Origin of the sequence: Prosthecobacter sp. (assembly GCF_014879935.1) — a bacterium.
GTDB lineage: Bacteria > Verrucomicrobiota > Verrucomicrobiia > Verrucomicrobiales > Verrucomicrobiaceae > Prosthecobacter.
Map to the genome: position 1 here is coordinate 1 of NZ_JACSRD010000245.1, position 20,042 is coordinate 20,042.

The following is a 20,042-nucleotide window of genomic DNA, read 5'->3' on the forward strand; positions in this document are numbered from 1 at the left end:
CGCGGCGGCCGCCGTGCTCGCGGGCGTAGTGCTCGGCTTCCTCGCGCACCATTTTCAGCAGGGCGTGGCCGTACTCGCTGCGACGCTGTGGCGTGGCATTTTCGAGCACCTGGGCATCGCACGCGGCCTCACGATCGGCCCGTGCCATGAAGAAGGCCAGCCAGAGCAGCGGATTGAACCAATGCAGGGCCATGAGCACGCAGAGGAGGGTGTTCAGCGGCAGATCGTGACGCTTCAAGTGCGTGAGTTCATGACGAAGGATGAGGTGTGCCTCGGCTGGGGTGAAGTCGTGCCCGAAACCGGCGGGTAGCAGCAGCACGGGCCGCAGAAGCCCGGTCACGGCGGGGCTGTTGATCGTGGAGGCGACCAGCAGACGCGGGGGGCGCCGCAGACCGACTTCGCGGGCCACGTCCTTCAATTGAGCCAGGGTTTCGGTGCTGGCATTCTGGCGGGTGCGTTGAAAGCGCTGCAAGGTTCGCGTGAAAGACAGGCCGCCGGCCAGCAGCGCCAGCGCGGCGCCGGATGCCCAGGTGAGCAGTCTGATCTGCTGCCAGTCGATGGGAACGGAGGCGGGGGTGAAATCGGCGACGGCGGGAGGAAGATCGGCGGGAGGCAGCGGCGTGGTCAGAGGCGCGGGCGCGATCTCCACGATCTGTGGTTTCTCCGTCATCACGCTTTCCAAACTCCAGCGGCTTTCCGGCAGCACGGGCATGAGCAGAACCACCAGCACGGGAAGCCAGAGCGCGTATCGCCAGCGTGGCGACAGATGTTTGCACAGGATGAACTGGACCATCCCCACTGCCAGGGTGAGCAGGGAAGCACGCAGGCTTGCGGTGAGCAGCCAGTCGAAGAAGGCAGTCAGTGAGTTCATGAGTGGTGAGTTATGAGTTCAATTGCTGATCGAGTAGCTTTTTGAGTTCCTTGATCTCGTCGGCGCTGAGCTTGGAGTTCTGCGCGAAGTGGACGAGCAGCGGCTTGGCCGCGCCGCCGAAGACGCGGTCGAGGAAGGACTGGCTTTCAGCACGGACGCAGGCCTCGCGTTTCACCGCAGGAGTGAAGGTGCGTGTGCCGCTGGCGTTTTCGCCAGTCTTGAGCGCACCTTTTTCAACAAGACGGGTGAGAAGCGTGCGGACGGTGTTCTCCGCCCAGTTCATGGTCGGGCGCAGCGACTTGGTGACTTCGGAGGCGGTCTGCGGAGCGGAGTCCCACAGGACCTCCATGACGGACCATTCGGATTCGGAGATGTCGGGGATGGCAGGCATGTTTTTTTAAATTCATGCGCATTTCACTACATTTGTCGTGATCTGGCAACTACAAATGTAGTGAACAGGGGCTGCGGGGCTCAGAAGCCCCGTTTGCAAGGTCATCGGCGGCGGCTATTTTCACTCATGAACAAGAACAATCCCTTTCCGGGCATGAATCCATTCCTGGAGCGGTTCTGGCCGGATGTGCACACGGCGCTGATCGGCTACATCCGTGATGCCATCGCGGACAGCCTTCCCACCGGCCTGAAGGCCCGTTCGGAGGAGCAGGTGACGCTGGCGGAAGACGAGCGGGAGAAAAGCGCGCGGGCGGATGTCGCGGTCGTGGATTCATGGAAGCACGGCATCGCACCGCGCTGGCAGCCGGCGCAGGAGACTTCCGGTGGCGTGGTCGCCACCGAGCCGGCCTATGTCATCGTCAATGAGGATGTCGAGCGCTGGATCGAGATCCTCGATCCGCATGGTCGCGTCATCACCGTCATTGAGATCCTCAGTCCGGCGAACAAAAGCGATGGCTGGCAGCGCTATGTGTCGAAGCGGCAGAGCTACCTGGCGGGCGGTGTCAATGTGGTGGAAATCGACCTGCTGCGCGGTGGCAGCCATGCCGTGGCTGTTCCGGCGGACTGTTTGAAGCTGGCACCAGCCGCGCGGACCGTTGTGTGCGTCACCCGGGCGCTCAGTCCGTCGTGCAAGGAGGTGTACGAGACGCCGCTGCGTGAAACGCTGCCGAACGTCCGCATCCCGCTGCGTGAGGGGGATCTGGATGTCGTTCTCGCCCTGCAGCCGCTGGTGGACCGCTGTTACCGGATGGGGGGCTATTTCAACGAGGACCATCACATCGTGCCGGGGCCGCCCTTGAGCGCCGAGGACGAGGCCTGGGTGGCGGAGCAACTGAAGGCGGCGGGGCTCGCATGACCGCTTCCGGTGGCCTGCATCCTGCTGCCTCGGCGGTTGACACCCCCTGCCCGGCGCATTAGGACTGCCGCCCTTAAAAATCCAAAACATCCCAAAAGAATATGGTCAAAATCGGCATCAATGGTTTCGGGCGCATCGGCCGCCTCGTGTTTCGTGCAATCTGCGATCAGGGCCTCCTTGGCAAAGAGATCCAGGTCGTCGCCGTCAATGACCTCGTCCCTGCTGACAACCTCGCCTACCTCGTGAAGTATGACTCCACGCAGGGGAAGGCCCGCGAGAACGTCTTCTCGAAGAAGAGCAGCCCTGACCTCGCCGAGGACGATATCCTCGTGGTCGATGGCAATGAGATCAAATGCCTCGCCGTGCGTGCGGGTCCGTCCGCCCTTCCTTGGAAGGAACTCGGCGTGGACATCGTGATCGAGTCCACCGGCCTTTTCACCGAGCGCAGCAAGGCGCAGGGCCACATCGACGCTGGCGCGAAGAAGGTCATCATCTCCGCTCCCGGCAAGGAAGAGGACATCACCATCGTCATGGGCGTGAACCATGAGAAGTATGATGCCAGCAAGCATCACGTCATTTCCAATGCCTCCTGCACGACGAACTGCCTCGCCCCGGTGGTGCACGTTCTCCTGAAGGAAGGTTTCGGCGTCGCCGAAGGCCTCATGACCACCATCCACAGCTATACCGCCACGCAGAAGACCGTGGACGGCCCGAGCGCCAAGGATTGGAAAGGTGGCCGCAGCGCCGCGATCAACATCATCCCGAGCAGCACCGGTGCCGCCAAGGCCGTGGGCCTCGCCATCCCGGAAGTGAAGGGCAAGCTCACCGGCATGTCCTTCCGCGTGCCGACGCCGACGGTCTCCGTGGTCGATCTCACCGTGAAGACGGAGAAGGAAACCAGCTACAAGGAAATCTCCGCCGCGATGAAGAAGGCCAGCGAGACCTACCTCAAGGGCATCCTCAACTGGACCTCCGACGAAGTGGTGAGCACCGACTTCATGCACGACCAGCACAGCTCCATCTTTGACGCCGGCTCCGGCATCGAGCTGAACAACAAGTTCTTCAAGCTCGTGAGCTGGTACGACAACGAGTGGGGTTACTCCAACCGAGTCGTCGATCTCGTGAAATACATTGTGAGCAAAGGCCTGTGATTTAACCCAACGCAGCAACCTTCAAAGCCTTCGACGGGCCGGCTCACGCGAGCCGGCCCGTTTTGCGTACCTGCTCATCTCATCTCCCCATGCGTCTCTCATTCATTTTCCAGCCATGTCCCTTTCTTCTCAATTGCGCCTCCTGCCGCGGCCCTTCTGGGTTCTCGTAGGAGCCACTTTCGTCAACCGGTTTGGCGTCTTCGTCGTGCCGTTTCTCACCCTGTTCATCACCCGGAACGGCAACACAGCCGCCCAGGCCGGGTATGCGGCGGCGGCTTATTCCGTCGGTGGTTTTGTGGCCGCGGCCCTCGGTGGTTGGCTGGCCGACCGCCTCGGACGGAACATCACCATGGCGGTGTCGTCGCTGGCGGGCGCGGCTTGCATGCTCGCCATGTCACAGGCGGTGGACTGGCGTGCGCTGGCGGCGTTGGCCTTCCTCACGGGCATGATCAATGAGGCGGGCGGACCAGCCAGTGCCGCCCTTGTGCAGGACCTTGTGCCGGCAGAGCACCGCGTGATTGCCTTCGCCGTGCAACGCTTCGCGGTGAACCTCGCATGGTCGCTCGGACCGGCGACTGCGGGCTTCCTGGCGGAACACTCGTTCTTCTGGCTGTTCGTCGTTGATGCGGCGACGTCGGCCTTCTTTGGCGTGATCGCCTGGCTGTTTCTGCCGCGTGGACGCAAAACGCCGCGCGAGCAGGCGGGCTGGGCCTATGCCTGGCAGTCGATCCGTCAAAACCACGCGTTTCTCGCACTGTTCGCCGCCTGCGTATGCACGGCGTGGATCTTCCGGCAGACAAACACGTCCTTTCCGCTGCACTTCGAGCGCAGCGGCCTCTCATTGCACCTTTGTGGCATGGTGTTGGCGCTCAATGGCGTGATGATCTGCCTGATGGAGGTGCCGCTGGCCTCGGGGCTGCGTCAATGGCCGGTTAAGCAGGTGCTGGCGCTCGGCTATGTGCTCATGGGGGCCAGTTTCCTCGTCTTTCTGGCCAGCGGCTCGCTCACCGGCTTCGTGGTGATGATGATCATCTTCACCGTTGGTGAGATGTCCGCTTTCTCGCGTCAGCAGGCTTACTCGGCCAGTCTTGCGCCGGATGACATGCGCGGTCGTTATGTGGGCTTCCTGAGTTTCGCTTGGTGCGCCGGCAACACGGCCAGTTCCGCTTTCGGCATGGCGCTGTATGATCGTCACCCGACCATCTTATGGGCGCTGAACGCGGCTCTGGGCGTGGTGGCGGCAGTGCTCATCCTCTCCAGCCGTAAACCTTGGCGGGAATGACAAAGCTCAAGGCCGTGCGGCCAGCGAGAGCTCGATGATCTTCACGCAGAGATCCGGGAACTCGATGCCCACGGCCTTCGCGGCTTTCGGCAGCAGGCTGCTGCTGGTCATGCCGGGGATGGTGTTGATCTCGAGCACGAAGGGCGTCTGGTCGCTGTCACGCAGCATCACATCGACGCGGCCATAAACTTCGGTGCCGCAGGAGCGGAAGGCTTTCAAAGCGGCGTCCTGCACGGCTTTCGTGACCTCAGGGCTGAGGTTGGCAGGGCAGTGGTAGTTCGTTTTGCCCGTGCCGCTCATCCAGGGATACTTGTTGTTGATGTCGTAGAAGCCTTCGACGGGTTCGATGTGAATCACCGGCAGAACCTGGTCGCCCAGGATGCCGACGGTCAGCTCTTTGCCGGCCACGTAGTCCTCAATGAGCGTGTCCTTGCCGAATTTCTTCGCGTCTTCGATGGCGGCCTCAAATTCGGCCTGATGATGGCAGATGTGCACGCCGACGCTGGAGCCTTCACGCGGCGGTTTCACCACGAGGGGGAGGGAAATCTCCAGCGGCTGGCTGCCATCGAGCAGGTAGGTCTGCGAGCGTGGTGTCGGTGCTCCGGCGGCGATGAATCGCTGCTTGCTCAGCGTCTTGTCGAACGCGATGCGGCTGCTCTCTACGCCAGCCCCCGTGTAGCGGATGCCACGCTGCTCCAGGATCGACTGGATCTGCCCGTCCTCACCAAAGGTGCCGTGAATCAGATTCATCGCGATGAACGTGTCCGCAGGCACTTCAAAATCGGGGCCGGTGACGTCGATCTCGACCACGTTCGCGCCCTTGGTGCGGAGTGCCTCGGCCACGCTTTCAGCGGTTTTGAGCGAGACTTTGCGTTCAGAGCCAGGGCCGCCCATCAGCAGGGCGATTTTCTTGTTCGTGAGGTCGAGCATGGTGCGGAGTTATGGAATGCAGGTGAAGGATTGGCAAAGGAATTGGCAAAGTCCGTGCCATCTGGCACACCTTTGCGGCACCCATGAAGCTGCGTCTGCTTTTCGCCTGCCTGCTCGCCGTCACCGCCTCGGCGGCCGATTTTGACCTGCTCATCACCAATGCGCACATTGCTGATGGCAGCGGCGGACCGCTGGTGAAAGGCACGATCGCGGTGAAGGGCGGAAAAATCGTCGCGGTCGGCCAGATCGAAGGCACGGCTGATTCCACCCTGGATGCAGGCGGACAGGTGGCCGCGCCCGGTTTCATCGATGTCCACACGCATTCGGAGGACATCTGCCAGATCCCGGCGGCGGAGAATTTCCTGCGCATGGGCGTGACCACGATCATCACCGGCAACTGCGGCCATTCGCGCACGGATGTGGCCAAATTCTTCCAGGAAATCGAGGCGGCGAAGGTCGCGGTGAATGTCGCCACGCTCATCGGGCACAATTCAGTGCGGAAGCAGGGTATGGGCGGCATTTTCATCCGTGCGCCGGACGAAACGCAGCTCGCGACGATGAAGGGGCTCGTCGATCAGGCGATGAAGGACGGGGCGGTCGGCCTGAGCACCGGTTTGATCTACGTGCCCGGTTCCTTTGCCAAAACAGACGAGATCATCGCCCTGGCGAAAGTGGCCGCCGCACACGACGGCATCTACGTCAGCCACATGCGGCATGAGACGCTGAAGATCTTCGACGCGTTGGACGAGTTCATGCGTGTGGTGCGTGAAGCGGGCATCCGTGGTGAGGTCTCGCACATCAAACTGTCAGGTCCGAGCGCCTGGGGCCGCGCGAATGAGGTGCTCTCGCTGCTGGACAAGGCACGTGCGGAGGGATTGAAGATCACGCACGATCAATACGCCTACACCGCCTCCAGCACCGGCCTGCGGCAGTTGATTCCCGACAGTGCGTTGGAGGGGACGCATGAAGATTACCTCGCCCGCATCGCCGATCCGAAGCAGAAGGCCGAGATCCTCGCCAAAATGGCCGAAAGCCGTCAGCGTCAGGGCCGCAAAGACTACAGCTATGCTGTGATCGCCCGGTTCAAGGCTGATCCAACGCTGAATGGCAAAACGATCGCCGAGGCGGCCAAGGTCGTGCGTGGTTCCGACTCGCTGGATGATCAGATCGAGCTCGTGCTCGACATCGAGGCACGCGGCGGTGCCAGTGCGATCTTCCACGGCATGGAGGAGAAGGATGTGCAGACTTTCATGAAGCATCCGCTCACCATGATCGCCAGTGACGGCGGCCCGCGTCGTCTGGCCGAGGATGTGCCGCATCCGCGCAGCTACGGTGACAACGCCCGTGTTCTGGGACGCTACGTGCGCGAGCTGAAGCTGCTCACATTGGAAGAGGCCGTGCGTCGCATGACCTCGTTGCCGGCGCAGGCCTTTCATCTCAAGGATCGCGGCATGATCAAGGCAGGAGCCTTTGCCGACATCGTCATCTTCGATCCCGCCAAAGTGAACGATCCATCCACCTTCAGTGATCCGCATCACTATGCTGAAGGCTTCAGCCACGTGATCGTGAACGGCGGCGTGGTGATTCGTGACGGCCAGCTCACCGAGGTTCGTAGCGGCGGCCCGTTGCGGCTCAAATGACGCCGCGAACCCATTCCCCGATGCTCGTGGCGGCCTGATCGGTCACCAGCGCCTCCGTCTGGCATTCTTCGGCCGAAAAATCACCGCGTCGGGCGATGCGACCAGCCTTCCAAACATGAACTTCGCGTGGATAGGGCCCGACTTTGCGCGGATCGCTCCAGGTATGAATGCCCAGCGTGTGCGGATTCACCGCCGCAGCGATGTGCATCGGGCCGGAATCGACGCTGATGCAGAACTTCGCCTGCCGCAGCACCCAAATCAGCTCCGAGAGTGAGGTGCGGTGGCTCCAGTCTTGAATGTGAGCGCCTGTCGGCCTGGTTTTGTCAGGCGTCATGCCGACAAGCACGACCGGATGCGGAGCCAAGGCGTCACAAAGGGCCTGCAACGCAGTATTCGAGAGTGATTTGCCCTCGCCACGCGACCAGGGGTGCAGCGCGATGAAATTCGAGAGATTGTCAGGCCAGCCAGAGGGCGGCGAGCCAGGAGCGAGTTCAAAGGTGATGTCCTCCGGCTCGATCTGGAGGCCGAGTGCACGTGGCAGTTCCAGGTAGCGGTCCACCGCATGGGCTCCAGCATCGACGGACACGATGTGATGGTAGAAGAAACGCGATCCTTCTCGGGCATCGGACAGGCCGATGACGCTTTGGGAGCCACGCCAACTGCTGACCAGGCCGCTGCGCAGCAAGCCTTGAAAATCGAGCACGATCTCCGGCTCCTCACGCGGCCATTGCATCCACGTGCGCCGCCAGTTCCAGAAACGCAGCAGCCCGGCGAGTCCGCGGAAGTTTTTGCGGGGGAAGGGCAGCACCTCGTCGATCAGCGGACTGCCTTGAAGCAGCGGTGTCCACTCCGTGTTCGCCAGCCAGCGGATCTTCAGCCGTGGATGCGCATCACGGATTGCCTTCACGGCCGGCAAAGTGTGGACGATGTCACCCAGCGAGCTCGGTTTGACGATGAGCGCGGATTGGAAGTCGCGCAGGCTGGGGAACTGGCGCTCTGCGGCGCTCATTTGCCCAAGGCAAGGCGATCGGCGAGCAATGAGGGCAGTCCGGCCTCGCGGATCTTGCGCTGGGCGGTCTCAATGTCGTACTCCAGACGGCGGATCGAGATCGTCTGCGCCTGGATGTCGTAGATGGCGTAGGCGGCCCGCCAGTCGCCGTCGCGCGGCTGGCCCACGCTGCCGACATTGACGAAGTACTTCACCCCGCGCTGGAGAACGACATCGGTGCCACGGGCGGCACGCACGGCGTCGTCCTTTTCAAAGATGCGGGGCACGTGCGTGTGGCCGTAGAAGCAAACCTGCGTGAACTGGTAGCTGAAACTGGCCATCGCGTCGAAGCGGTTGGTCACGTAGCCCCAGTTGCCGGGGGAATCGAGCGTGGCGTGGACGATGGTGAAATCGCGCACCTGACGGACGAGCTTGAGATCACGCAGCCACTGGCGCTGCTCGTCGCTGAGCTGCTGACGGGTCCAAAGCAGGGCGTTTTGGGCCAGCGGGTTCAATTCTTCCAGACCGCTGTCGCTGGCGGCACCTTCATCGTGGTTTCCACGGACGACCGGGCAGCCCATGTCGCGCACGGTTTGCAGGCACTCGACCGGATTGGCGGCATAGCCCACGATGTCCCCCAGGCAGACGTAACTGGCACAGCCCTGCTCCTGGGCGTCCCACAGAACGGTCTGCAGGGCTTCCAGGTTGGCGTGGATGTCTCCGAAAATGGCGAACTTCATCGTCAGGTTGGGCGTCGGTGGTTCACCTTCGGGACATGCGCAGGGAAATCAAGCATTTCGGCGTCCGAAACCTTCTGGGGAGGGCATTTCTATCATGGGATTGCCCGGGGAAAACGAACGGGGCGGACCACCCGGTCCGCCCCGTTGCATTCTGAAGGTCCAACAGCCAGAAGGAACACCTCTTTGAAAGTTTCGAATGAACCGTCACCGGCTCGATGTCTGAGGGTATTCTTCCACAGGCTGGAAAGCTTGAGTCAGACGGGCGTAAATGAGTTGTAAGCAGCTTGTAAGCTGCCGCGTCAGGCCGTCACACGCTCGTAGCGGCGGAATTCGAGGTCGCCGGAGGTTTCGAGGACTTCGGCGAGGTGGAAGAGGTGCTCGAAAGGCGGCAGGAGCACGTCTCCCTCGTAGTCCTCGTTGATGAAGGTCAGATAGAGGCCGTCACTCTGCGGCAGGAATTCTTCAAAGACACGTGCGCCGCCGATGACGAAGACGGTTTCAGCGTCGCCGCAGACCTGGGGCAACTCCGCGATGTCGCGAATGACGGTGACGCCCTCACGCGGTGGCATGGTGCGGCTGAGGACGATGTTTTGACGTCCCGGCAGCGGTCTGCCGATGGAATCGAAGGTGGCGCGACCCATGAGGATGGGATGGCCGAGCGTGGTGCGCTTGAAGAACTTCAAATCCTCCGGGTAGTGCCACGGCAGCCTGCCCTCGCGTCCGATGACGCGGTTGGCGGACATGGCGACGATGGCGATGAGGCGGGGCATGTTACCAGAGATCGATTGGCTGATGCACGTCCGGCCGGATGAGCTGGGTGTCGGGGATGGTTTCGGCGAAACGACGCATGAACCACTGCTGCGCGGCCTCCTCGCCGTGGACGAGGAGCATTTTCTTTGGCTTCACCTTCTCGGCATAGTCGGCGATTTGCTCGCGGGTGGCGTGGGCGCTGAGGTCGAAGCTTTCCACGCGTGCCCGGAGCGGGACAGCGGGCAGATCGCGGGCGAGCTTGATCATGTCACCTTCCTTGGCGTGGCGGATTTTGTAGCCAGGGGAGTCGGGGTCCGTGTAGCCGACGAAGGCGATGGCGTTGCGCGGGTTGTCGAGGAACTTCCAGGCGAACTGATTGCTCGCGGTGTGTTCGGTCATCATGCCGCTGGAAAGCGCGTAGAGTGTGCGCGGGCTGGAGACGACCTCCTGGCGTTTGCGGGGATTTTTGCGCGGCACGAGCATGTCCACATCCTCCAGCAGGCGGAAGCCAGGATAGCTGCGGCGGCTGCGGGAGGCGTAGTGGTCGTAAAGGACGGTGATCTTGGTGCTGAGGCCGCCGATGTAGAGCGGCATTTCGGGAATGAGGCCCTCTTGATGCAATTCGTGCAGCATGAGCATCACTTCCTGGGTCTTGCCGAGCGCGAAGACAGGGATGAGCAAGGCTCCGTTGGCCTCGTGGGTGTCGCGGATCAGTGCGGCGAGGCGTTCTTTCTCTCCTTTGCGGGAATAAGTTTCCGGACGGGCGTGATCGCCACGTGTCGTCTCGATGATGAGCACGTCGATGCCGCTGGTGGGGAAGTTGGCGGCCTGGCAGATGGTCTGCGGCTCGAAATTCACATCACCTGTGTAGAAGAGCGTGTTCGAGCCCTCACGGATCAGGATGCCGGTGGAGCCAAGGATGTGGCCGGCATCGAAAAGCGTGGCCTCCAGATCCGTGTCAGGAACCTGGAAGGGACGGTCGAGGTCACGATAAATCCACTGTGAGCGGATCTCATCGAGCTCGCGATGGGTGAAAAGCGGATACTCGCTGACGCTGTCCTCCTCGCGCTGCTTGGTCATGACGTTGACCGAGTTGTGCAGCATGGCGGAGGAAAGCTCGCCGGTGACCTCGGTCATCAAAACAGGCGCATGCGGCTGCTTGCGCTGCAGGACGGGCAGGGAGCCGATGTGATCGTGGTGCGCGTGCGTGATGAAGATGGCATCCGCCGAATCATGGGGCAGGGGCCCGAAGTCCGGCAGCGCGTTGAATCCCACTCCCTTCGGATGCATGCCGGAATCCAGCACGACACGGTTGTCCCCGGTTTCGAGGAGGTAGGAATTGGCGCCGATCTCACGGCGGCGCGTCAAATTGCGGAAACGCATGCGGGTTTTGAAAAAAGGAGCGCGACACTAGGGGCTCGGGGGCCGCGCACAAGGTCTAATTAAGCTGTGTTCCGCCCCGCCACACGAGCGAACAAAGTGGACACGGCCAGCAGTGCCGCAGGAAGCGTCGGCGGGCACCAGATGAGGGCGGATTGGAAGGCGAGGAAGCCGAGGCCAAGTGCGGCAAGGATCAGCAGCGCTCCACGCAGCAGGGCTTTGGTTTTCGGGGAAAGAAAGACGAGCCAGAAGCCTCCCAGTGCCGCCATGACCCATGCGCACCACTGAGCAGGGGCTGGCAGCAGATGAATGCGTGGCATTGCCAGCGCTTTGGCGAGAGCTTGCGCATGCAGGCGTGCCATTCCGCCACTCGCGTCGTCATCGGTGCCGATGACGACGATCTCCGCGTCCTTCAGATGCTCCTTGTCGGCGTCGCTGAGTGCTTCTGCGAGCTCCACGGTCATCACATTGAGCGCATCGACCTCGGAGATGGGCCTTTTCGCATCGACGATGAATTCACCGGTGTTCGTCAGCGGGACAAACGCCCCATTCGCGAGATAAGCCCCAGCTCCGGGACCAAGCAGCAGACGATGCGTGCTGTAGGGCGTCCCCGACCACCGCACGAGTGCCTGGGTGAGCGTGGTGGGCCGCAAACGGCCGTCTTCGTGCAACGCGTAAGACAAGACCGGCTTCTCCGTGGCTTGCGCAAGGATCGTTATGCCGATCTCCGCCTGCCGGCGCAGCAATTCATCGGGCGCGGCAATCAAAGCGCCAAGTTGCGGCACGAGCTTGATGTCTCCCTGGACTTTCTCGAATCGCGGAAGTGAATCCTCAAGGCCGCCGAGAAAGGCCGGGGCGTCACTGCCGGCCACGATTTGCCCTTCGGTGCCCAGAACGATGCTGGGGAAGGGGATCAGCGCCTCGGCGGCTTCACGGGTGAATTCGGGCGAGGGCCTGCCCCAGGTGAGCGTTTCGGGAATGACGATGACGGCCGGGTCGAAGGGTTGCAGGCCTTTCAGAACCATCTGCCAGTCGAGCGGGCGTGGCGGCCAGCCGGCGTATTCGGCTTTGTCGGCCGTCCGCATCTTCACCAGCACGACCTGCGATGGCGTTTCGGCATCCGGTGCCGTTTTTTCGAAGCGATCACGTGTGTTCGCGACCAGGAGATAGAGGAACAATTCATCCACGCGCTGGAAACGGCCCGCACGATGCTCGCGATCCAGCCACCAGCCGAGGCTGCCGAGAAGGACGAGCAAGAGAAGGGCGCGAATCATGAAATGAGCGAGTACGGCAGGCGGAGCGGCTCCTCACCTCCGGTCCTCTCCCGGGCTGGGAGAGGAATCGGCGCGCGGAGGGGTCACGCGGCAGGTGTGTCGGCGGCCACAGGAGCAGTCTCCTGCTTTTCGGCGGCAAACTTGAGGCGCTTCTGCTCGTCGTCGTAGGAGACCTTGACGTTGTCACCTTCGCGGACATCGCCACGGAGGAGATGCTCGGCGAGGGGGTCCTCAATGTGCTTCTCCACCGCACGGCGCATCGGCCGTGCGCCGTATTGCGGGTCGTAGCCTTCCTTCATCAGGAACTCACGTGCGCTGTCGTCGAGCGCGATGTGGATGTTCTTCTTCTTGAGGCGTGTGACCACCTTGCTGACCTCGAGATCGACGATGGTGTTGAGCTGCGTCTTCTCGAGCATGCGGAAGATGACGATGTCGTCGAGACGGTTGAGGAACTCCGGCTTGAAGAACTTCTTCGCGGCCTCGTGGATCTTGCCCTTGATGCCTTCGTTGTCAGCACTGTCCTGCTGCATGGCCATGAAGCCCAGGCTGGTCTGACGCTTGATCTGCTCGGCACCGACATTCGAGGTGAGAATGACGATGGTGTTCCGGAAGTCGATCTTGCGGCCGAAGTTGTCGGTGACCTGGCCTTCTTCGAGGATCTGAAGCAGGAGGTGCATCACATCCGGGTGCGCTTTCTCCACTTCGTCGAAAAGGATGACGGAATATGGGCGACGACGCACGGCCTCGGAAAGCTGGCCACCTTCCTCATAACCGACGTATCCGGGAGGAGCGCCGATCAAACGGCTGGCGGTGTGCTTCTCCATGTACTCGGACATGTCGATCTGGATCAGCGCCTCGGCGGTGCCGAACATGAACTCGGCGAGGTTCTTGGCGAGGAAGGTCTTGCCGACGCCGGTCGGGCCGAGGAAGAGGAACGAGCCGATCGGGCGACGTGGATCCTTCAAATCGGCGCGGGAACGACGCAGCGCCTTCGAGATGGCGATGACGGCCTCATCCTGCCCGATGACCTTGCCCTTGAGCTCGGATTCCATTTTGAGGAGCTTCTCGGCTTCCGCCTGCTCCATGCGCTGCAGCGGCACGCCGGTCCATTTGGAAACAACGGACATGATGTCCTCCTCGGTGACATCCACGATCTTCTCATGGCTGGTGGAGCGCCAGTGCTCCAGCACGTCGTCGTAACGCTTCTTGGCGTTTTTCTCGCGGTCACGCAGATGCGCGGCTTTTTCGAAGTCCTGTTCTTTGATCGAGCCCTCTTTTTCAACGCGGATCTCCTCGATCTCGGCCTCGATGGCCTTGAGTTCGGGCGGACGCGTCATCGCGGCGATGCGGGCCTTCGATCCGGCCTCGTCCATGATGTCGATCGCCTTGTCCGGCAGGAAACGGGACGGCAGGTAGCGGGAGCTGAGGTTCACCGCCGACTTAAGGGCGTCCTCGGTGTACTTCGCCTTGTGGTGCAGCTCGTATTTGCCACGGAGGCCAAAGAGGATCTTGATCGCGTCTTCGACCGAGGGTTCCTCGACCTTCACGCTCTGGAAGCGACGTTCGAGAGCGGCGTCCTTCTCGATGTATTTGCGATACTCGTTCAACGTGGTGGCACCGACGCATTGAAGCTCGCCACGGCTGAGCGCGGGCTTGATGATGTTGCTGGCGTCCATCGCGCCTTCCGCTCCGCCTGCACCGACGATGGTGTGCAGCTCGTCGATGAAGAGAATGACGTTCTTCGTGCGGCGGATTTCATCCATGACCGCCTTGATGCGCTCCTCAAACTGGCCGCGATACTTCGTGCCTGCGACCATCAAAGCGAGGTCGAGGGTGATCACGCGTTTGTCGCGCAGGATCTCCGGGACATTGCCCGCGGCGATTTCCTGGGCGAGACCTTCGACGATGGCCGTCTTGCCGACGCCAGCTTCGCCGATCAAAACCGGGTTGTTCTTGGTGCGGCGGCAGAGGATCTGAATGACGCGGGCGATTTCGTCCGCACGGCCGATGACGGGGTCCATCTCGCCTTTGATGGCAAGTTCCGTGAGGTCACGGCCAAAAGCTTTGAGCGCAGGCGTCTTTTCGTTCTTCTTCTTGTCGCCACTGGCGGGCTGGTTCCCGCTGGGGCTCACCGGTTCGCTTTCCTCTTCTTCCTCTTCGTTCTGGGAGGTGAAATTCGGGTCGAGTTCCTTCAAAATCTCGCTGCGGGCCTTGTCGAGGTTCACATCGAGGTTGCGCAGCACCTGGGCGGCGACGCCTTCGCCTTCGCGCAGGAGACCGAGCAGAATGTGCTCCGTGCCGACATAGCTGTGATTGAGCGCCTTGGCTTCCTTCGAGGCGAGGGCGAGCACCTTCTTCACGCGCGGCGTGTAAGGAATGTTGCCGACCATCTTGGTCTCCGGACCTGATCCGACCTGCTGCTCAACCTGCATGCGCACGGTTTCGAGATCGAGGCCGAGCTTGGTCAAAACATTCACGGCAACGCCCTGGCCGAGCTTGATGAGGCCCAGCAGCAGATGCTCGGTGCCGACGTAGTTGTGATTGAAGCGGTCGGCCTCCTTGCGGGCGAGAGCGAGGACCTGTTGGGCGCGTGGGGTGAAATTATTCATCATTCGGGGCGGAGGCCGGGCCTCCAGGGGTTGATTGAGATGGGGGAAGACTACCTGGGCCGTCAATGGATTGCAACCGTGCACGGGTGATTTCAGCCCGCATGCTGTCACGCTCCTCCGGGGAGAGCTCACGTGCGGCGTTGAGCTGGAGATGAGCGGGCTGGATTTCGAGAAGCAGCATGTCGAGCAGGCTGCGGTCGCAGTTGCCCACAAGATCGAGATCAGCGCCGAGCCGCAGCATGGAAAGCAGGTTAAGCGCCTCCTTGGATGACAGGATGTGAGCGTAACGCAGGACGGCGTAAGCACGACCGACCTGGTCATGCAGCATCGTCTGGTGATCCTCGCGAAGCTTTGCGCGAGCCGTCTGCTCGGAGCGGACGACGCCTTCGATCACCTTTTCGATCTGGGCGATGATTTCGGGCTCGGCCTCGCCCAGCGTGTGCTGATTGGAGATCTGGAAGAGGTTGCCCAGCGCCTCGGTGCCTTCGCCATACAAGCCCCGGACGGCGAGGCCGATTTTTCCGACGGCCTTGATGACCGGATTGATCTGCTCCGTGAGCACCAGCGCTGGCAGATGCAGCATGACCGAGGCCCGCATGCCGGTGCCGAGATTGGTCGGGCAGGCGGTGAGGTAGCCGAGCTTCGTGTCGAAGGCGAAAGGAAGCGCGTCAGAGAGTTCCGTGTCCACACGGTCCACCAGATCGTAGGCGCTGTGCAGATTCAGCCCCGGCCGGATGCCCTGAATGCGGAAATGATCCTCCTCATTGATCATGATGGAGATGCTCTGTTTCCGGTCCACGACGACGGCGCAGCCGGAAGACCGCGCGGCATGTTCGCGGCTGACGAGGTGGCGCTCCACCAGCACCTGTTTGCGGATCTTGCTCAGATCGGTGTAATCCTCGCTGTAACCATCACGCATTTCCGGCAGGCTTTCGATGACCGGACGCACCTGGCCGAGCAGATCGATGCGCTGGCGCTCCTGGCTGAAGCCGGGGAAGGGAAATCCGCGCAGATTGCGCGCAAGCCGGACCCGCGAGGTCATCACGATGTCAGAATGCGGGCCCGCGCCCTTCATCCAGTCGGCGGGATTTTTGATCAATGTGGCAAAGCGCATCATGGGGGAGCTGGCGTTGGATCAACAAACATGGATACGTGTTGAATCGCATGCAAGGACTCCTCCTGCGCAACACTGCTCCTCATTTGCTTGAGGCCTTGGTCTGCAGCCGCTCGATTTCCGCCTTCAGCCGGGCCGCGTCCTCATAGCGCTCCTCTTTCACCGCCAGATCAAGGTCGGCGCGGAGCTTGTTCACATCCACCGGCGGCGGAGCGGGCGGCGGCGTGGCGGCGGCGGGAGCAGGGGCGGAAGGCGGTGCGGGAACGGCCCCTCGCCGGCGTGGCAGGAGCTGGGGTGTGCCGGCACCCTGGTTGTTCGGACGTTTGCCGACGTGCCGCGTGCCTTTATGCATGTTGCGCAGCAGCCCGTCGAGCCCTTCGCGAAACGCCGTGTAGCATTCCGGGCAGCCCATGCGGCCGATCTTTTTGAGCTGGGAGGCGGTGAAGCCACAGGCGTCGCACACGACCTCCATGTTTTCGTCCGGCCGGTGTGAATGCGTGAGGAATGCCTCCGCGAGACCGAAGCCGGTCTCCTCGGTCACGCCTTTGGCCTTCGAGCATCCTTCACACAGGTTCACCGTGGTCATCTGACCGTTGATGATCTGGGTGAGGAAGACCGTGGCTTCCTTTTCGCAAACGTCGCATTTCATGGATTTCAAACAGTGCTGCTTTCGTGCCACATGACTGATACGAACGTCAGCGCGTACTGGTTATGACAGGGAAACGTGCGCGTCAACCAATGCCCTGTGCCGACAGCCAGGCTTCCAGCTCCTGCTGCAGCCCGCGATGCTTTGCAAAGCTGTAGTGAAACGTCTGGAAACCCAGCCGGGCCGCCGTGGCGATGTTTGCAGTCAGGTCGTCGATGTAGAACGTCCGCGCCGGGTCCAGATCGAGTTCCGCGATGGTTTTGCGGAAGATTTCCTCGCCAGGCTTCGAGCACCGGGCCGAGTATGAGTACACGCCGCTTTTGAAAGGTTTGAAGATCGGAAAGGTGCGGAGGAAGAAGTCCTTGTGCAGGCCGCTGGTGTTTGAGAGCAGATGCATCGGCAGCTTCCCGGCCAGCGCGGTGAGCGTGGCATGCATCGGCTCGTTCTGCGTGAAAATGTCGCACCAGATGTGCTCGAACTCCTCAGGTGTGCCACGAAAGCCGGTGGCGGCGATGGCTTCACGCACAAAAGCAATGTCGTCCATGCGGCCGTCCTCATAAGGGCCTTTGATGTCGTCAAACAAGGTCATCACGAGTTCCGCCGGATGGTCGCACTTCTCCGCCAGGCGGCTGGCGGCGATGCTGAAGTCGAAATCGATGAGAACTTTGCCAACGTCGCAAAGAAGAACAGGCTGGGACATGGGGTTCGAGATAAAAGCGAACGCCGCCGCTGCAAGTCATCGTTTGTGCCACAAATCGCCGCAGAACAGCAGCACGCCGGTCCAGATCAGCCCAAACGACAGCAGCGAGCCAGCGGTTACCGGTTCATGATAAACCAAGGCGCCTACCAAAAACTGCCCGGTGGGCGCCAGAAACTGCAAAACGCCGAGCAGCGCGAACGGAAGCTGCCGTGCACCCTGGGCGAAGCCGAGCAGCGGAATCGTGGTGATGATGCCCAGCCCAAAGATGAGAGCGAGATCACGGGTCGAGGCGGCCCCCCAGATGGCTTCCCCGCTTTGCTGGCACCAGATCAAATACAGCGCCGCCACCGGCACGCCGACGATGGTCTCCATGGCCAGACCGGGCAGGGATCCGAGCGGTGACTGACGTCTGGCGAGACCGTAGAGCGCAAAACTGCCCGCCAGCAGCAGGCCGATCCAAGGGAGCCGGCCCACGAGCACGATCTGCGTCGCCACACCGCAGGCGGCGGAGGCGATGCTGAGTTTTTGCAGCCGCGAAAGCCGCTCGCCGAGCAGGCGGCTGCCGATGAGCACGTTCAGCAGCGGATTGATGAAGTAACCGAGGCTGCAATCGATGATGCGCCCGTGCTGCGCCGCCCACACGAACACGCCCCAGTTGATGGCGAGCAGAAAGGCCGACCACGCATGGGCCTTGAGCAGTTTGACGTCCCGCGCCGATTTTCCCAAGCCTGCCCACTCGCCACGTAGCATCAGCAGAGGCAGGACAGTCGCCATGGTCCAGACCACCCGCTGCGCCAGCGCCACATCACTGCCCAGATGGCCGATTTGCTTCCAATACACCGGCAGCACACCCCACAGGCCGAACGCCAGCACGGCGCTGAGCACAGCGTTCGTGGGAGGACGTGGCGCGTTCATTGTTGTTTTCGGACGATGGCCGGTTGGCAGCTCTTGAATATGAGTTTTGCACAAATAAAACGCGGAGCCTTGTTCGGGCTCCGCGTTCATGGATTCAACGTCAAGCTGGCAGCTTACTTCTTCTGCAGAGGTGCCGTTTCAGCTCCTGCCGGTACTTTGCCGGCTGGAACAATCTTCCAGCAGGCGCCGGGAGCTTCCTGATATGGATCGGTCTTGCCGCCGTAGCCGGCGGTGCCGTTGCAGAGGTAGAGAGCCCCATCCTCGCCCTCGCCACCGCCAGTCGGGCGCAGCGGGGTGTCGAGGTCGAGCAGCTCTTCCATCTGCCATTGGCCAGCGTCGTCACGCATCATGCCCCAGATTTTGCCGGAACCCCAGTCGGCGACGAAACACACGCCATCGAGCTCGGGATACTCCTTGCCGCGATAGACGCCGACGCCGATGACGCAGTTGCCCTGATCGACATGGCTGTATTCAGCGATGGGCAGTTTGCCCACGGGCGTCCAGTTTTCCGGATCGACACTGGTTTCGGTGCCGTCGGCGTTCTTTTTGAGGATCTGCGGGAAGGGATGGCTGCCGCACATGGCCTTCCAGCCGTAGTTGACGCCGCCCTTGGTGCCCTTCGGCTCGAAGTTGATCTCTTCCCAGTGATTCTGGCCGATGTCGAAGACGTAGAAGTCGCCAGTCTTGCTGTCGAAGGCCATCGTCCACGGATTGCGGATGCCATAGCTCCAGATTTCCGGGCGGGCTTTCGGTTGGATCTTCGAGAAGGCCTCCTCGCTGATGCCGAAAAGCGTCATCTGCTGCAGTGGCGTGATGAAGGGGTTGTCCTTCGGAATGCCGTAGCCTTTTTCCGTGGTGCGGGTGTTCACGTCGATACGCAACACTTTGCCGAGTGTGGTGCTGAGGTCCTGGCCGGCATTGAGCACGTCGCCTTCCCAGCCGCCGTCACCGCTGCCGATGTAGAGGTAGCCATCGGGTCCGAAGCAGATCTCGCCACCGTTGTGATTGCAGTAGGGACGCTCGAGCTGCATCACCACGCGGGCGCTTTCCGGGTCGGCCTGGTCAGGATTACTGGCCTTCACCTTGTATTCAACGATGAAGCCGTCGCCATTGAACCACATGTCGGAGTAATGGATGTAGAAGAGGCCGTTCTCTTTGAAGTTCGGATGGAATTCGAGGTCGTAGAGGCCCTGTTCGAGGAAGGAGCTGACGGTCTTGTCTTTGATGTCGAGGAACGGGCGACGCAGCACCTTGCCATCCTTCACCACCTGCACGACGCCGGGGCGTTCACAGATGAACACACGGCCGCTGCCATCCTTCGGACTGGCGACGTGGACCGGCTCCACCAGTTTGTCCGCCACCTTCACGAGCTGGATGGCGACTTTCTTCGGCAGCTTGCCGCCGGGTTGGACAGGTTTCGGGTCTGCGGCCTGGCAGAGCGCTGGGATGGCCAGCAGGCCGAGGGTGGTCGGGAGGATATGGTTCAATTTCATGGTGGGTGGAAAGAACGGCGAGGTTATGAAACCGTCTTTCAACCGGCAAGCCTGAAATGGAAGGGGGCGAGGTTTCAATCCCAACAGGCGGACAGACGATGACCCGCCTTGCGGCTACGTCACCGCAGCCAGCTTCAACTGTCGCAACGCATACAGCGGCGCGTCCGTCTCCGCGATGCGCTTTGCCCCTCGCTTCCGCTTCGGGCTGAACTGGTCCCGCTGCGCCTCGAAGATGTCCTCCACGAACGCCTTG

Annotated in this window: 18 protein-coding genes; 4 read left to right on the forward strand and 14 right to left on the reverse strand. The window is 61.7% G+C overall.

Going from position 1 to position 20,042, the window contains the following annotated elements:
* Together IAE77_RS28120 and IAE77_RS28125 are read right to left on the reverse strand one after the other, a co-directional pair.
* Nucleotides 1-871: M56 family metallopeptidase (locus IAE77_RS28120; protein ID WP_294234278.1), on the reverse strand; the 871-nt coding region annotated here is incomplete at its 3' end.
* 10 nt (nucleotides 872-881) lie between these two features.
* Complete coding sequence (locus IAE77_RS28125) at nucleotides 882-1,262, reverse strand: BlaI/MecI/CopY family transcriptional regulator (RefSeq protein WP_294234281.1); 381 nt, start codon at nucleotides 1,260-1,262, stop codon at nucleotides 882-884.
* Between the two features lie 126 nt (nucleotides 1,263-1,388).
* Here IAE77_RS28125 and IAE77_RS28130 point away from each other — a divergent pair, with 126 nt between their 5' ends.
* The 3 genes from IAE77_RS28130 to IAE77_RS28140 all read left to right on the forward strand — a co-directional run bounded on the left by IAE77_RS28130 (nucleotide 1,389) and on the right by IAE77_RS28140 (nucleotide 4,610).
* Complete coding sequence (locus IAE77_RS28130) at nucleotides 1,389-2,177, forward strand: DUF4058 family protein (RefSeq protein WP_294234284.1); 789 nt, start codon at nucleotides 1,389-1,391, stop codon at nucleotides 2,175-2,177.
* A 101-nt stretch (nucleotides 2,178-2,278) separates the two neighbouring features.
* Entirely contained in the window at nucleotides 2,279-3,328 is a 1,050-nt protein-coding gene (gap, locus tag IAE77_RS28135) for a type I glyceraldehyde-3-phosphate dehydrogenase (protein ID WP_294234286.1), read from the forward strand.
* 115 nt (nucleotides 3,329-3,443) lie between these two features.
* Nucleotides 3,444-4,610, forward strand: coding sequence for an MFS transporter (locus IAE77_RS28140; protein ID WP_294234289.1), 1,167 nt, complete (start codon nucleotides 3,444-3,446; stop codon nucleotides 4,608-4,610).
* A gap of 6 nt (nucleotides 4,611-4,616) precedes the next feature.
* Here the strand turns inward: IAE77_RS28140 and IAE77_RS28145 are convergent, their stop codons facing one another.
* Nucleotides 4,617-5,540 (reverse strand): D-alanine--D-alanine ligase, encoded by a 924-nt coding sequence (locus IAE77_RS28145; protein WP_294234291.1) that lies wholly within the window; start codon nucleotides 5,538-5,540, stop codon nucleotides 4,617-4,619.
* 83 nt (nucleotides 5,541-5,623) lie between these two features.
* Here IAE77_RS28145 and IAE77_RS28150 point away from each other — a divergent pair, with 83 nt between their 5' ends.
* Nucleotides 5,624-7,180, forward strand: a complete 1,557-nt coding sequence (locus IAE77_RS28150) for a D-aminoacylase (protein WP_294234292.1) — start codon at nucleotides 5,624-5,626, stop codon at nucleotides 7,178-7,180.
* Here IAE77_RS28150 and IAE77_RS28155 read toward each other — a convergent pair.
* From IAE77_RS28155 to IAE77_RS28205, 11 genes are all read right to left on the reverse strand, one after another.
* Complete coding sequence (locus IAE77_RS28155) at nucleotides 7,173-8,189, reverse strand: glycosyltransferase family 9 protein (protein WP_294234295.1); 1,017 nt, start codon at nucleotides 8,187-8,189, stop codon at nucleotides 7,173-7,175. The genes IAE77_RS28150 and IAE77_RS28155 overlap by 8 nt on opposite strands.
* Nucleotides 8,186-8,908, reverse strand: coding sequence for a metallophosphoesterase family protein (locus tag IAE77_RS28160; RefSeq protein WP_294234297.1), 723 nt, complete (start codon nucleotides 8,906-8,908; stop codon nucleotides 8,186-8,188). Before IAE77_RS28160 ends, IAE77_RS28155 begins: the two co-directional genes overlap by 4 nt.
* Nucleotides 8,909-9,207: 299 nt before the next feature.
* Nucleotides 9,208-9,678 carry a dihydrofolate reductase gene (locus IAE77_RS28165; RefSeq protein WP_294234299.1) on the reverse strand — a complete coding sequence of 157 codons (471 nt, stop codon included), beginning with the start codon at nucleotides 9,676-9,678 and terminating at the stop codon, nucleotides 9,208-9,210.
* Between the two features lies 1 nt (nucleotide 9,679).
* Nucleotides 9,680-11,041: an MBL fold metallo-hydrolase gene (locus tag IAE77_RS28170; protein WP_294234301.1), complete on the reverse strand. Its 1,362-nt coding sequence runs from the start codon at nucleotides 11,039-11,041 to the stop codon at nucleotides 9,680-9,682.
* 59 nt (nucleotides 11,042-11,100) lie between these two features.
* Nucleotides 11,101-12,312, reverse strand: coding sequence for a hypothetical protein (locus IAE77_RS28175; protein WP_294234306.1), 1,212 nt, complete (start codon nucleotides 12,310-12,312; stop codon nucleotides 11,101-11,103).
* An 83-nt stretch (nucleotides 12,313-12,395) separates the two neighbouring features.
* A complete protein-coding gene (locus IAE77_RS28180) occupies nucleotides 12,396-14,921 on the reverse strand; it encodes an ATP-dependent Clp protease ATP-binding subunit (protein ID WP_294234309.1) in 2,526 nt (841 codons plus the stop codon).
* Nucleotides 14,914-16,038, reverse strand: a complete 1,125-nt coding sequence (locus IAE77_RS28185) for a protein arginine kinase (protein WP_294234312.1) — start codon at nucleotides 16,036-16,038, stop codon at nucleotides 14,914-14,916. The genes IAE77_RS28180 and IAE77_RS28185 overlap by 8 nt, the downstream gene beginning before the upstream one ends.
* A 79-nt stretch (nucleotides 16,039-16,117) precedes the next feature.
* Entirely contained in the window at nucleotides 16,118-16,684 is a 567-nt protein-coding gene (locus tag IAE77_RS28190; RefSeq protein ID WP_294234315.1) for a UvrB/UvrC motif-containing protein, read from the reverse strand.
* A gap of 82 nt (nucleotides 16,685-16,766) precedes the next feature.
* Complete coding sequence (locus tag IAE77_RS28195; RefSeq protein WP_294234318.1) at nucleotides 16,767-17,381, reverse strand: HAD-IA family hydrolase; 615 nt, start codon at nucleotides 17,379-17,381, stop codon at nucleotides 16,767-16,769.
* A gap of 36 nt (nucleotides 17,382-17,417) precedes the next feature.
* Nucleotides 17,418-18,296, reverse strand: coding sequence for an EamA family transporter RarD (rarD, locus tag IAE77_RS28200; RefSeq protein ID WP_294234320.1), 879 nt, complete (start codon nucleotides 18,294-18,296; stop codon nucleotides 17,418-17,420).
* A gap of 113 nt (nucleotides 18,297-18,409) precedes the next feature.
* Nucleotides 18,410-19,789 (reverse strand): PQQ-dependent sugar dehydrogenase, encoded by a 1,380-nt coding sequence (locus tag IAE77_RS28205; protein WP_294234323.1) that lies wholly within the window; start codon nucleotides 19,787-19,789, stop codon nucleotides 18,410-18,412.
* Between the last annotated feature and the right edge of the window lie 253 nt (nucleotides 19,790-20,042).

What these genes read in the sequence shown, in the direction of transcription:
- IAE77_RS28185 (WP_294234312.1), bottom strand. Translation starts at nt 16,038, where the DNA reads ATGATGCGCTTTGCCACATTGATCAAAAATCCCGCCGACTGGATGAAG.
- IAE77_RS28145 (WP_294234291.1), bottom strand. Translation starts at nt 5,540, where the DNA reads ATGCTCGACCTCACGAACAAGAAAATCGCCCTGCTGATGGGCGGCCCT.
- IAE77_RS28150 (WP_294234292.1), top strand. Translation starts at nt 5,624, where the DNA reads ATGAAGCTGCGTCTGCTTTTCGCCTGCCTGCTCGCCGTCACCGCCTCG.
- IAE77_RS28140 (WP_294234289.1), top strand. Translation starts at nt 3,444, where the DNA reads ATGTCCCTTTCTTCTCAATTGCGCCTCCTGCCGCGGCCCTTCTGGGTT.
- rarD (WP_294234320.1), bottom strand. Translation starts at nt 18,296, where the DNA reads ATGAACGCGCCACGTCCTCCCACGAACGCTGTGCTCAGCGCCGTGCTG.
- gap (WP_294234286.1), top strand. Translation starts at nt 2,279, where the DNA reads ATGGTCAAAATCGGCATCAATGGTTTCGGGCGCATCGGCCGCCTCGTG.
- IAE77_RS28165 (WP_294234299.1), bottom strand. Translation starts at nt 9,678, where the DNA reads ATGCCCCGCCTCATCGCCATCGTCGCCATGTCCGCCAACCGCGTCATC.
- IAE77_RS28190 (WP_294234315.1), bottom strand. Translation starts at nt 16,684, where the DNA reads ATGAAATGCGACGTTTGCGAAAAGGAAGCCACGGTCTTCCTCACCCAG.
- IAE77_RS28195 (WP_294234318.1), bottom strand. Translation starts at nt 17,381, where the DNA reads ATGTCCCAGCCTGTTCTTCTTTGCGACGTTGGCAAAGTTCTCATCGAT.
- IAE77_RS28205 (WP_294234323.1), bottom strand. Translation starts at nt 19,789, where the DNA reads ATGAAATTGAACCATATCCTCCCGACCACCCTCGGCCTGCTGGCCATC.
- IAE77_RS28160 (WP_294234297.1), bottom strand. Translation starts at nt 8,908, where the DNA reads ATGAAGTTCGCCATTTTCGGAGACATCCACGCCAACCTGGAAGCCCTG.
- IAE77_RS28155 (WP_294234295.1), bottom strand. Translation starts at nt 8,189, where the DNA reads ATGAGCGCCGCAGAGCGCCAGTTCCCCAGCCTGCGCGACTTCCAATCC.
- IAE77_RS28125 (WP_294234281.1), bottom strand. Translation starts at nt 1,262, where the DNA reads ATGCCTGCCATCCCCGACATCTCCGAATCCGAATGGTCCGTCATGGAG.
- IAE77_RS28180 (WP_294234309.1), bottom strand. Translation starts at nt 14,921, where the DNA reads ATGAATAATTTCACCCCACGCGCCCAACAGGTCCTCGCTCTCGCCCGC.
- IAE77_RS28130 (WP_294234284.1), top strand. Translation starts at nt 1,389, where the DNA reads ATGAACAAGAACAATCCCTTTCCGGGCATGAATCCATTCCTGGAGCGG.
- IAE77_RS28170 (WP_294234301.1), bottom strand. Translation starts at nt 11,041, where the DNA reads ATGCGTTTCCGCAATTTGACGCGCCGCCGTGAGATCGGCGCCAATTCC.
- IAE77_RS28175 (WP_294234306.1), bottom strand. Translation starts at nt 12,312, where the DNA reads ATGATTCGCGCCCTTCTCTTGCTCGTCCTTCTCGGCAGCCTCGGCTGG.